At 58.4% G+C, this 12,480-nt stretch carries 12 protein-coding genes; 6 read left to right on the forward strand and 6 right to left on the reverse strand.

Annotated features, from left to right (window positions below; all coding sequences use genetic code 11):
* The 4 genes from VWZ85_RS19000 to VWZ85_RS19015 form a co-directional block, all read right to left on the reverse strand.
* The coding region (locus tag VWZ85_RS19000) for a multicopper oxidase family protein (protein WP_416535743.1) at positions 1 to 654 on the reverse strand (654 nt) is incomplete at its 3' end.
* Positions 655 to 744: 90 nt separating this feature from the next.
* On the reverse strand, positions 745 to 1,098 hold the full coding sequence (locus VWZ85_RS19005; protein WP_416535744.1) for a hypothetical protein: 354 nt from the start codon (positions 1,096 to 1,098) through the stop codon (positions 745 to 747).
* A 212-nt stretch (positions 1,099 to 1,310) separates the two neighbouring features.
* Positions 1,311 to 1,934, reverse strand: coding sequence for a transmembrane anchor protein (locus tag VWZ85_RS19010; protein ID WP_416535745.1), 624 nt, complete (start codon positions 1,932 to 1,934; stop codon positions 1,311 to 1,313).
* A gap of 17 nt (positions 1,935 to 1,951) precedes the next feature.
* Entirely contained in the window at positions 1,952 to 2,680 is a 729-nt protein-coding gene (locus VWZ85_RS19015) for a HupE/UreJ family protein (protein ID WP_416535746.1), read from the reverse strand.
* A gap of 501 nt (positions 2,681 to 3,181) precedes the next feature.
* Here VWZ85_RS19015 and VWZ85_RS19020 point away from each other — a divergent pair.
* The gene (locus tag VWZ85_RS19020) at positions 3,182 to 3,442 is read left to right on the forward strand and encodes a metal-sensing transcriptional repressor (protein WP_416535747.1); all 261 of its coding nucleotides are present in this window, start codon (positions 3,182 to 3,184) and stop codon (positions 3,440 to 3,442) included.
* A gap of 8 nt (positions 3,443 to 3,450) precedes the next feature.
* Positions 3,451 to 4,770, forward strand: a complete 1,320-nt coding sequence (locus tag VWZ85_RS19025) for an MFS transporter (RefSeq protein WP_416535748.1) — start codon at positions 3,451 to 3,453, stop codon at positions 4,768 to 4,770.
* Between the two features lie 173 nt (positions 4,771 to 4,943).
* Here VWZ85_RS19025 and VWZ85_RS19030 read toward each other — a convergent pair whose 3' ends face one another.
* Positions 4,944 to 5,993 carry a hypothetical protein gene (locus VWZ85_RS19030; RefSeq protein WP_416535749.1) on the reverse strand — a complete coding sequence of 350 codons (1,050 nt, stop codon included), beginning with the start codon at positions 5,991 to 5,993 and terminating at the stop codon, positions 4,944 to 4,946.
* A gap of 246 nt (positions 5,994 to 6,239) precedes the next feature.
* Between VWZ85_RS19030 and VWZ85_RS19035 the strand changes: the two genes are divergently transcribed.
* The 4 genes from VWZ85_RS19035 (at position 6,240) to repC (ending at position 10,951) form a co-directional block, all read left to right on the forward strand.
* Complete coding sequence (locus tag VWZ85_RS19035) at positions 6,240 to 7,148, forward strand: recombinase family protein (RefSeq protein WP_024099421.1); 909 nt, start codon at positions 6,240 to 6,242, stop codon at positions 7,146 to 7,148.
* Positions 7,149 to 7,489: 341 nt separating this feature from the next.
* Positions 7,490 to 8,689, forward strand: coding sequence for a plasmid partitioning protein RepA (repA, locus tag VWZ85_RS19040; protein WP_024099294.1), 1,200 nt, complete (start codon positions 7,490 to 7,492; stop codon positions 8,687 to 8,689).
* Complete coding sequence (repB, locus tag VWZ85_RS19045) at positions 8,689 to 9,657, forward strand: plasmid partitioning protein RepB (RefSeq protein ID WP_024099295.1); 969 nt, start codon at positions 8,689 to 8,691, stop codon at positions 9,655 to 9,657. The genes repA and repB overlap by 1 nt, the downstream gene beginning before the upstream one ends.
* Before the next feature lie 238 nt (positions 9,658 to 9,895).
* A complete protein-coding gene (repC, locus tag VWZ85_RS19050; RefSeq protein WP_024099296.1) occupies positions 9,896 to 10,951 on the forward strand; it encodes a plasmid replication protein RepC in 1,056 nt (351 codons plus the stop codon).
* Between the two features lie 212 nt (positions 10,952 to 11,163).
* Here repC and VWZ85_RS19055 read toward each other — a convergent pair whose 3' ends face one another.
* A complete protein-coding gene (locus tag VWZ85_RS19055; protein WP_024099297.1) occupies positions 11,164 to 12,366 on the reverse strand; it encodes a Fic family protein in 1,203 nt (400 codons plus the stop codon).
* Positions 12,367 to 12,480 lie beyond the last annotated feature (114 nt).

Here is a 12,480-nt window from a genome sequence, read left to right on the forward strand (position 1 = left end):
GGATCGCACGGCGATGCGTTTCGGTATCTGCCCGTTGATGGTCACGGAATTGCCGATACGCCCGCCGTGCGCAGCGTCATGCCGGCTTCCAAAATCTTTTGCAATCTGTCCGTCGCCGGTCATCCGCCAGTCATCGAGCATCCAGGTCAGATCACGATCCACGCGGATCGGGTTTGTTTCCTCGACGATCAGCGGCCCGTAAAGCCCGCGCCCGACCTGTTCCGAGCTACGCTGGTGCGGGTGATACCAGAACGTGCCAGCATCCGGTGCATCGAATTCGTAGAGAAAATCGCCACCGGCAGGGATAGGATCCTGAGTCAGGAACGGCACGCCGTCCATCGCATTAGGTGTGCGAATGCCATGCCAGTGAACCGTAGTCCCTTCATCCAGCCCATTCCGGGCCAGAACCCGAATGCGGTCGCCCTGGCGTACCCGGATCTCGGGGCCGGGGACGGACCCGCTATAGCTCCAGACGTCGGTCGGGCCGTAGGGTGCCGGTCGCAGGGCGGCTCGTCCGGCCGCCGCGCGTAGCACAAAAGGGTTCTCTGTCGGACCTGCCATCGCTACTCGTGCCGGTGACAGGGCAGATATGGCAGTGAAAGCGGCACCGGTGCGCAGCACGTGCCGTCGTGAAATCAGTCTGTTGAGGGTCATTGCACGTGCCTTGATCTGAAAGGGTCGCGCTCAGCCAGCTTTGGCAAAGGCAGCGGTCAGGCCTCGCTGCTGGCGAGGCCAAAATCGTGTTCAGACAGGCTGCTTGGGAGGGAATGGATCAAGCAAGGTAATCGCACCGATCGGGATCACGGGTTCGGCGACCGGGATGACAACACCGAAGGACACCTCAAGCGGCATCGCTGACGTACGAGCTACGATACCGGCCATACTTCCCGCGCCGCAAGGCACAGGACATCCACCCTCGCAGGATATCCCGTCAGCAAATCCGATCGGATCGCATCCGCCGCAATGGTTGTCCGCGCCTTCGGCGCCCACCATCTGAGCCATTGGTGCCTCAGCCGCATTAACTGCCGATACATCCGGCGCAATCACGGCGCCGAAGCTCAATGCAAGAATCAAAATGAGGCGGAAAACGCGAGTCATGAAGTTCTTATGCAAGCTTCCAGTAGGGGGAGGTCAAGAAGTATCCTGTAACATAGGCGTGACATTGCTGCTCGGGTGCTCGCTGATTTGCCAACGGTTGCCGGAGGTTGGTTTCAGAGGAAATTTCGACGCGAGATTTGCATACTCATCCAGGGTCTGCTTCGGAGCCAGGCAGCCATCCGCTTCCTTTCATGCGGATGGCTGCCCTTGTGTCAACTTGCGTCTTTGAATTCGGTGTATTCGCCGCGGACCTGGACAGTCACGGTTGCGGGCTGGCTGTCGCGATTTCGCCAGAACCAGCCGTGCTCGCCGTCGAATGCCGCAATGATCTCGCCCTCATCGCCCGTCGAACCGCGGCCCTTTTCATAGGTCACCGAATTGCCGCCGCCGTCGCCGTGCATGTCGAAATTCACCCGTCCGCCATCGACCAGCATTCGGTATTCCACCGTCTGGCCCTCTTCCATGACCAGCTTCCACTCGGCACTGTCGCCGGGTGCAAGCGTAAAGGTGGTTTCGTCACGCCAGACTTCGGCCTCCTGTGCATGTGCCGCGCCGACAAAAAGTCCAAAGATATCGTTGATAAGGCTCGACTGCTCTTCGGCTTCGATCTCCAACAGCCTGTCGGCTTCGGCCTCCTCCGCAAGCTGGGCTTTGATCTCACCCATCTCGCTCAGCCCGAGAACCCCGCCGATCCCGGTCGGGTCGATGTTGTATTCGGCAGGCAGCACGACGCTCACAAGGATCGCAACGGCGCTGGCCGCCGCAATGGCAGTGGAACGGATAAGCTGCGCGGAGCTGGGAAGCTCATCAAGGCTCGGTTTTTTTGCGTTAAACATTTTGGTCTCCTAAATTCTCAGGTGGCTACCAAGTAGCCGGTGATTTGCAGGCCCATAAGGATGAATCCCATGGACATCATGACGACGTTGGCGGTGTAGGCTTGGCGGAAGAAGCTTGGGGATTTCCGCCAGAAGCCCATGACGATGAGGATCACGGCAAGCGCCATGATCTGGCCAAGCTCGACGCCCACGTTGAACGCCAGAAGATTGGCCAGCAGCCCGTCTGACGCGATCTCGTAGTCGAGGATCTTGGTCGCCAGGCCCGTGCCGTGGAAGAAGCCGAAGATCAGCGTTGCGGCCTTGGTGTTCGGCTGGAACCCAAACCAGCGCTGATACGCCCCGAGATTGTCGAGCGCCTTGTAGACGACCGAGAGGCCGATGATCGCATCGATGATGTAGGCGTTGATGCCCCATCCGAACCAGACGCCCGCGAGCATCGTGGTCGAGTGTCCGAGGGCGAAGAGGCTCACGTAGATGCCTACTTCCTTCATCTTGTAGAGGAAGAAGACGACGCCGAGCAGGAACAGGATGTGATCGTATCCCGTCACCATGTGTTTGGCGCCGAGATACATGAAGGGAATGATGTTGATCCCCCAGATTTCCTGGATGTAGCCTGCGTCACCTTCTGTGACGGCATGGGCAAGAGCGTTGCCCGCACTCAGGACGAGCGCCGAAAGGGCAATGAAGGACAGGATCACGATCCGGCGTATGCCGGGATCGGTCCAGCCCCGGTGGACTGTATTCATGGATTTGACTCCGCATATGTGTTGATGATCGAATGCAGCGCGCTGTTGGCGCGCAGTCGATCAGACGCGCGGAGGTCGTTCGATTTGGTATGTCTGTAAGGTGTTCGACGTGGCCGAACTCAACGGCCATGCGGCTCTGTAAATATCGAGCGGGTGCGGCGATCGGTCTGGGCCAGGCACGACCGCCTGACTGTGATCGTGATCGATGCTGTCATGGCTATGTCCATGCATGGCCCAGGCGAGGTCTTCTTCCAGTCCATGCGAATGACCGTGCTCAGCAACCATTTCTGCGTGCTCTTGAAGGACGCCGATGACTGAGGGTGCGTGCGAGGTTGCGGGCACCACAGACCAGAGGAGTACGGCCAAACATAAGAGTGTCGCAAACGCGGCGTTTACAACTGTCCTCAAGGTATCCATAGGTTCTGCCCGTCTGCCCGTCTCTAGCGTGGTGCGTCGTGGCACCATCTTGTTCTATCCTCCCGGGGGGGATAGAACTACTTTATGACAAAACATCCAGTCCACGCAACCCATCCCGCCCTTGTCGCCCGGCTGAAACGCGCTGACGGCCATTTGCGCGCCGTGATCGAAATGATCGAGGCGGGCAAACCCTGTCTGGAGATTGCTCAGCAGATGCAAGCGGTCGAAAAGGCCGTGACGAACGCCAAGCGTGCGCTGATCCATGATCATATGGACCATTGTATCGACGTTGAAAGTTCTGAAAGTGATCGCGCCGAGTTGCGGGCGATCGCCCGATATCTCTGAGGCTGACCATGCTCGATATTCTCTCCGACCGCACTTATCGGCACCTGTTTCTGGCACAGGTCGTAGCCCTTCTGGGTACCGGACTCGCCACAGTCGCACTCGGCCTGCTCGCCTTTGATCTTTCGGGCGACGGGGCGGCGCTGGTCCTCGGCACAGTCTTCACCATCAAGATGGTTGCTTATGTGGGCATCGCGCCCATTGCAGGGGCTTTCGCAGACCGCGTGCCGCGCCGCGCGCTTCTGGTGACGCTCGATCTGGTGCGTGCGGGTGTCGCGCTCGCACTGCCCTTCGTGACCGAGGTCTGGCAGGTCTACGTCCTGATCTTCCTTCTTCAATCGGCTTCCGCCGCCTTCACGCCGACCTTTCAGGCGACGATCCCGGACGTTCTGCCCGAAGAGGCGCGCTATACCCGCGCGCTGTCGCTGTCGCGGCTGGCCTACGATCTGGAAAACATCGTCAGCCCGACGCTGGCGGCCCTTCTGCTCGCGGTGATGTCCTACAATTCGCTTTTCCTCGGCACGGTCCTCGGTTTCGCCGCATCGGCCCTTCTGGTTGTTTCGGTCGTGCTGCCCAGTCCCCGCCCATCCGAGCCGCGCGATGTCTATGACCGCACTACGCGCGGCATCCGCATCTATCTGGCCACGCCCCGCTTGCGCGGGCTCTTGGCATTGAACCTCGCGGCGGCGGCGGCAGGTGCGATGGTGCTGGTCAACACCGTCGTTCTTGTGCGCGGCTCGCTCGGCCTGTCGGAAAGTGCTCTGGCCTGGACGATGTTCGCCTTCGGCGCAGGGTCGATGATCGCAGCGCTGGTCCTGCCGCGTGTTCTCGATGCGTTGCCGGACCGGCCCGTGATGTTCGGCGGAGCCGCGCTGATGGTGGCTACTCTGGTCGGTCTGGCGTTGACGGTCCTTGGAGCAGGCCTTGGCTGGTCCATCCTTCTGGGGGCATGGTTGCTGGTCGGGCTCGGATATTCCGCCGTCCTCACCCCCTCGGGCCGGTTGCTGCGTCGTTCCGCCCTTGCCGGGGACCGCCCCGCGCTCTTCGCGGCGCAATTCGCGCTGTCCCACGCCTGCTGGCTTGTGACCTATCCGCTGTCGGGATGGCTGCTGACGGTCTATGGTGTCGTTCCCGCACTGATCGGACTGGCCCTCATCGCCGCCTTCGGAATGCTCGCAGCGCTGAAACTCTGGCCGTCCGGCGATCCCGTTGAGCTTGAGCACACCCACGATAATTTGCCATTCGACCATCCCCACCTGAGGGGACATCGCAGGCACAGCCATGCCTTGATCATTGACGAGAGCCATCCTCGCTGGGCCACGCATTTATAAGCCGCAGCAAGAGACGAAGACTGGACACGGGCGGTTCGTTTTCATCTGTGCGGACATTCGTGCTTCGAGCAACATTCGTCAAACTGGGCTAGATGCGCGAATTCTCTGCAAGTTTGGCGGACAGAAGCGTTGACTCTAACATAAACTGTCGGCCCCCTGACAAAGAGCAAGGCTTAAGTTGCGACCCTCCACATCCGATACCGCCCCTGCCCCGTCATCTCGTGGATCAGACCACGCGCTTCCATCCAAGCAAGGTTGCGCTGGACGGCAGCCCGGCTGGCGCCGATCAGGGCCTCGGCCATCGGAGCGGACACGAGCGGCCATTCGGTAAGTACCGCGCACAAGGCCTGGGGCGTGCGGCCGGAAAGCGGGCTCATCTCGGCTTCCGCCCTCGCCGACCATGCCTCGATATCATCAAGGTGACGCATTGCGGTCAGGCATGCGGTCTCCATCCCGTCAAGCCAACGAGACAGACGGTCAGCGGGTGGGCCACCGAAGCGCAATCCTCCTGCCCCGCCCATGGCCAAAGGCGCGAAGAGCGCCCCCTTGCCCTCACTGGCCACGATCCGTGCGGCTGTGACCGCCGCTTCCATCCGGTCGCCGTGCTGCCCGAGGCCCGCGAGACTCCAGAGATGGAAGCCCATGCAAGCGCGAGTGATTGGGTGAAGATCGGCGGCTTGCGCCATGAGATCGAGCCAACCGCCCGCGCGATCCGCGAAGGGTTCGGCTTCGACGCCGAGGTTCTCGGGGTCGCGGCGGTCGAGGAAGGCGGACAGGTCCACTTCCGGTCCAGGGCCGCCTGTAAGACGCCGCACTGCCCATCCGACACGCGCGAGCGCCGCGGTGTCGTCCTGCACGCCGGACAAGCGCATGGATTTCCAGAGCGCCAGCCGATCCGGGCCAATTCGGTCGCCTACAAACCAGCTGAGGTCTGCCGCCTCCATCAGCGCGAGCCTGTGCCGCCAACCTTTCGGGCCACGGCGCAGCCGGTCGTCCAGCGCGCCGATCCGGCCAGCCACGCGGGCAAGACGGGCGGCACTGCCCGCCTCAGCGCATCGCCAATCGTCGAGGACTGCAGTTTCACGCAACTCTGCCCTTGGTCTGGGCGGCAGAAAATCCGGCTCCTCTTCTATCGGACCGGGCAGGAACCACAGGTCGTCCTCAGACGTCTCTTCAAGCCCCATCGCATCCACTAGAGGATCGTAAAAACTAACATACTGCATAGATACTTGAGTCTTCATGTGTGCAAAATATGGCACTTTTGCCTTTTACCCAAGTGTTTTGTCAGGGTGCGCCTGCACACCTTACATAGCACGGGCGCGCGATGGTCTGCGAGAGCTCGCTGATCGCGCTCAACGTATGGAAAACCAGGGGTTCTCTGCTGAGCAGCGCTCACAGTGCACGCCCTTGCATTCGTTTACAAACGGTCGTTTAGTAACGGTATATGAAATTGCAAACGGCCGATTTTCATGCCCCTGATAGGCTATGCGCGCGTATCCACAGAGGATCAGACCCCCCTGCCCCAGTCTGAGGCCCTGCAAACTGCGGGATGCGTCGAGATCTTCGAAGAGCACGCCTCAGGCGGCAATCGTGCCCGGCCGGTGCTTGCCCGCTTGCTGGAGCGCATTAGCAAGGGCGACACGCTGGTTGTCGTACGGATCGACCGGCTCGCACGGTCTCTGTCGCACCTTCTCGAGGTGATCGAACGGTTGGAGGCCAAGGGGGCGTTCTTTCGTTCCATTCAGGACCCGATCGACACCGGATCCCCGCAAGGCAAGTTCACGCTGCAGGTTCTGGGCGCCGCGGCCGAGTTCGAGCGGGCGCTGATCCGGGAACGTACCAAAGCAGGGCTGGCGAGCGCCCGTACCAAGGGCCGGGTCGGCGGGAACCCTGGACTGCGGGCCAAAGACCCTGCTGCTCTTCGCAAAGTACGGCTGGCGCGACAAGACGGCTACATGGAGCGTCTGAACGAGACGGCACAAGATTGGGTGCCCCATGTGCGCCGGTTGCGACCCGACTTGGCCTGGGAAGACGTGGTGCGCATCATCAACGGCCCCTTGCCCGAGGCGCGTCGCTGGACCCAAAGCCGTCTCTTGCGCGCTGTGAAGGCCTATGTCGGCGACGGCTTCCTGCCGGCCGAGGTGCTAGCCCGCGCCGGGCGCCGCGAAACCGACGACCGTCTGCCCGCCATCGTCGCCGGCATCAAGGGCGCGGACCCCGACATCACGCTTCAGGCGATCTGCACCCGGCTGGAAGCGATGCGCGAACGCACGCCTCGTGGCCGAACAAGATGGCAGCCGTCTTCGGTGAAAATGCTGTTGGAGCGGGCGGAACGACTTGGCCTCATGCCGTACGAATCGAGCCAAAATCAGATGTAGCTTCTGACCCGAATCCAAAAAATTTCACCGGGAGAAAACTCCGCAGGAGGCAGAAAGTGCCATTAGTTGCTTGGGGTTAGCTGCTAATATGCCAACTCAACAGAGTAGCGGCTCGATTTGGTTAGATCTGCATTTAATATATCTATATCAATGACTTGCTGAGTTTTTTACACGACAACACCTATAGGTGTTGTGGATAACTTTCACACTACATTTAGATTCTTCTTGCCGGACTCACTGGATCGTGGCATTCCCATTCTGACGGCAAAACGCGTCAGACACGCTGTACACCGTCAGAATGACTAAGAGCCTCAACAGAGGCCGAGAGTGGGCGGCAGGACATGGATGATCGTAACATTGGATACACGCAAGGCATAGGCTCTTCCGATATCGGAGCATTTGCCAACAATCTGGCTGAGTCTTTGGATCGCCAGATGAAGATCGCTTTCGAACCCGAAGAACGAAAGTCCCTACGTCGCTTCAGTTCCACCGAAGTCGCCGGCCTCCTGCGCGTAAGCACATCTAACCTGCGCAACCGGCACAAGGACGGCAGCTTCCCGGAAGTGCATACAGACAACCGCGGACACCGGTTCTACACAGCCCAAGAGATTGATGAGTTGCGCGATGTTCTTGGACGCACTGGAAAGAACGCAGAAAGCTACCGCCCAGGTCGACGTGATGGCGATCGTCTCCAGGTGATATCCGTCGTCAACTTCAAAGGCGGCTCATCAAAGACTACTACAACGATTCATCTTGCGCAAAGGTATGCCTTGCGCGGTTACCGCGTGCTGGTCCTAGACCTCGATCCGCAAGCAAGTTTGACCACGTTTTTCGGCTTTCGGCCCGAGCTTGAGTTCGCCGATGGCGGCACAATCTATGATGCTTTGAGATATGAGGACCAAGTTCCTCTCTCGAACGTCATCCAAAAGACCTACTTCCATAAGCTCGACATGGTGCCCGCCGGTTTGATGCTCTCGGAGTACGAAACCGAGACCGCAAACGCTCTCGCCCGTCGCGTACAGCCCATCTTTGCAGAGCGCCTCGCCTTGGCGCTTGAAGAGGTTGAGGCAAACTACGACATCGTCCTGATCGACTGCCCGCCTCAGCTTGGGTTTCTAACCCTGACTGCGCTGGCAGCGTCGACGGGGCTTTTGGTTACCGTGGTACCTGGCATGCTTGACATCGCATCCATGAGCCAATTCCTGAAGCTTGCTTCAGAAACGGTCAAGGCCGTGGAGGAAGCCATCGGTCGGCGTGTCACATGGGATTTTGTCAAGTTCCTGATTACCAGATATGAACCGTCGGACGGTCCGCAGACCCAAATGGCAGGCTACCTGAGATCAATTCTGGCAGGTCAGGTCATGACAGAGCCAATGCTGAAGTCTACGGCGATCTCCGACGCGGGGATGACCCAGCAGACCGTCTACGAAGTCGATCCAAGCCAATTCATCAGAAAGACAATTGATCGCGCCCTGACCAGCGTGAATGGCGTTGGCGATGAGCTAGAGCAGACGATCCAAATGGCATGGGGGCGTCGCTGATGGCCCGAAACATCTTCAACCAGCCTCCAAGGAATGAGACGGAGAGCGGAGCCCCCTCCCCTACCCCGCCAAAAGCGGCAAAGCTGCCGGGATCTGTTGGAGGATTGCGCGACTCTTTGCGCGAGATCACAGCAAACTCGATTCGCGATATCGAACCCGATCAGATTGACATGGATGGGCTGCGCGATCGGTTGGTGCTGGAAGATTCCAGTATCGATGAGTTGGCCGAGAGCATTCGCAAGCATGGCCAACAAGTGCCCATCATGGTCCGTCCATCAGCCCAACCGGACAGATACCGCATCATCTACGGCCGCCGCAGGCTTGCGGCGATCCGTAAGGTCGGTGGAACGGTCAAGGCAATTGTTCGAACCTTGGACGATGACGCATCTCTGATCGCTCAAGGCCAGGAGAACAACCTCAGGCTTGATCCGTCTTTTATAGAAAAGTCTCTTTTTATCAAAGAGATGCAAGAATCCGGGTACAAACCCGGTGTCATTCAAGATGCTCTAGGTCTGACCCGGCAAGGCGTATCCAACCACAGGGTCGTCATAGAACAACTGCCAGACGGTCTTGTTCAACTCATCGGGCCAGCACATGGGATCGGACGACGGCAGTGGGGTGATCTAGCTGCCTTGTCGGTGAAGGTAGATTTGGTGGACATCGCCAAAGAGGCGCTCGCCGCCCTGCCCGACGACACTCCTAGTTCCGAAAAGTTCCAAGCGGTCTATTCGGCTTGCTCGAGCAAAGCACGTAGCGACAAGAAGCCGCCCAATCGTGGGCTGACTTCGGTCATCAATGATGAGAACGGCAGTTCATTGGGCACGCTGACAATCGATGAGAAGGCGATCGCGCTCAAGGTCACCAAGAAGGACAATCCAGAATTCGGCCAATGGCTCGAAGAGCACGCGGAAGCTACGCTTTTGCAACTCTTCGTACAGTGGCGGAATGAGAGAGGCTCTGGGTCCTAACCCAGGCCACACAGAGCAACACGAGCAGAGGAGAAAAGCGAAGACCCGAAAGAAAAGAGCCCCCCAAAGTTTCCCCTGGAGAGCCCTCATCATCTGATTAGCATCTTTGATGTAGCAACCTCCAGCATACCGGTCAAGAGTCACCGATTCGGTGGACTGATATTTTTTGCCTTTTTCCGCGAAAATTCGAGGAAAGAGACGGGGAAGTTGTGGGCCGAACGGTCGTCGTGAACAAGCCATGGCATTTACAAAACTCTCGATCGAAGCCGCAGGTGCTGATGCAACCCGCGGCTCATTTCCCCCATCTGAAACCGACGTCTGGACCATCTTCAGAGCCCTGAGAGATGCACGCAGCGTGTTTGGTCTACGTCCTGGCCACATACAGACACTTCAAGCAATGCTCAGTTTTCTGAAACCTGGCCATGGCGAAACGGTTTTTGCGTCTAACGATTCACTTTGCCAGCGCGTTGGCGGAATCGACGAACGGACACTCCGGAGGCACATCAACCGCTTCGTTGAACTCGGATTCATCAAGCGCAATGACAGCTCGAACCGAAAGCGCTACCGCGTTCGCTCATCCGGCGGGGAGTGCATCAGTTATGGATTGTCTCTCACCCCCCTGCTCCAACGTGCGAGCGAGCTTATAGCCATCGCGCAAGAGATGGAGAATAACCGGCGAGATCGGATATTTGTCCGCAAACAGATCCTTACAAAGCTCGCCCATTTGGAAGAGCACGATCCTAGCAACGCATTCATCAACCACGCACGGAAAGCTCTACGCAGGAAGCTGAGCCTCCCCGAATACCACGCTCTGCTCGCCAATACAGATGCAGAATGCCAGAGTTTGTCTACCCCGGATGACCCGCCTGAAACTATGGAATTGCCCGCCAATGACGGACAAACTGTCCGGCATCAATCTAAGTCTGAAGAAGAAAAAAAAGATTTAGATAGCAACATAGGCCTTGAGGCCCTGAAACCAGACTTGCTGACCTCAGTCTGCGATCAGGCGACATCGTTCTCCACAGAGAGACTTAGAAACTGGTTGGACATTGAAAACCATGCTCGAACACTTGCACCCATGATGGGCATTCACCCAGAGACTTTCGAGAAAGCCAAGAATGCTGTAGGAGCTCAGAAAGCGTCATGCGCGATCTTCATCATGCTACAGCTTGGAAAACGCATCAGGGATTTTGCAGCGTATTTTCACAGTATCACCCTGGGTCAAAGGCAAAACCAATTTGATCCATTAGCTTTGATCAAGCGACTGTCCGAAAACAATGAGCGAACTGTCTAATGTCCACCGCGGTGGACTTCGAACGAGAATCGGCGCTTGTGGCAACCAAAACTGTCCAAACGCACATAGCGGCGCGTGGTGGTTCTTCAGTTTATCTCAGACCAGCAGATGTCCACCGCGGTGGACAAGTGACACATGAGCAAGCCTTGATGAAAATCTGGCCGCCCATGGAAGAAATCGGCGGCCAGGCATTACACCCTAAATGCCTAAAGTTATTGTGGGAGGTCACCGTCTCCAAAGAGGTTTGGAAAGAGCCGCTCTCGATAATCCAACGGAAACGCCAACCGAACCGGCGTCTTCGGCGAGGCGGACCTCAGGTATCCGGCGGCGGTCAGTTTACTCAGCGTGTTGCGAGCAGTACGCTCGGACGTCTTGAGCACAATCTGCGCATCGCCTCGTTCCAGTGCCCCATGCCGAAGAACCGCCGAGATTAGTTCCGGCGCTCGCTTGTCATCGATGGTATCTGCAACAAGACGACGATACCGTTGGTCTAGTCCGCCGAGATCGAACAATCTTGCTGAGAAGGTGATCTGGTCGAGCGTCACCTTTAGGAACCATTCACTAAACGTCTTCAGTGCCGCTTCTGACAGGTTCCCCCGTCCGTCGCGGTCTCCGCGGCGTGGACTGTCGGCCAGATCCATCATCCGTTTGTACTCGCCCCGATCGGTTAGCCCGCGGGCCAGCCCACGTGATACGGACCAGAGCCCTTGGCCACCAATCCCCGCTGTGAGGGCCATGGCATGAGACATCAGTCTGCTGACACGGCCGTTACCATCCGGGAAAGGGTGGATGTAGTTGAGCCGGTGATGCGCAGAGGCGATCGCGATGATCCGTCCGCTCGAAGACCGCGCCGCAATCTGAAATCGTTTGTCGAAATGGTCCATGAATGCCGCGACGCGCGACGATGAAGGAGGTAGGTGGCGCCCGACCGCAACTTCCCGATCATCATCCTGGCGCATGCGTCCCGGAACGATGGGCTCTTGTGTGCCGTCGGGATGTTCGATGACCCGAAACTCATCCGGCATCTCGTCGTAGAAGCTCTTATGGACCCAAGTCAGGAATTCGACGGATGTGGGGCGGGGCAGGGTGCCCTTGCGATGCATCTCGTCGATGGCCCGTTGAACGATGACGTGCGCCCGGGCCTCAAGGGCGAGGGGACGGGTTTCTTCCTCAAGCTCGGCGCCAGCCAGCGCCCTTTCGATGTCGCGGGGGCGCGTGTTGTGTCCTTCGATCAGGTTGGAGTAGTAGCAGTTCATCACACGGACGAGATCGGCAAGTTCGGCTGCGCTGTCAGGATGCAACCCTTGTCCCAGCCCGGTGGCTTCCCTCTGGATGTCGACCGAAAGGTCTGCCAGTTCTGTCGGAATATGCTCCTCGAAGAAGCAGGGTTCGATCCTGGCGGGTGTTTCCAGCATTTTGCCGATCTTCCATGTTTGCAAAGTAATTGAAAAATAAACACATTTTGTACTTTTAAGCAAGGTTTTGCCGATATGCGTTGCCGATCTTGGTTGCCGATCTAGAATTGCTGC

The organism is Phaeobacter sp. JH20_29 (genome assembly GCF_048056175.1).
GTDB lineage: Bacteria > Pseudomonadota > Alphaproteobacteria > Rhodobacterales > Rhodobacteraceae > Phaeobacter > Phaeobacter bryozoorum.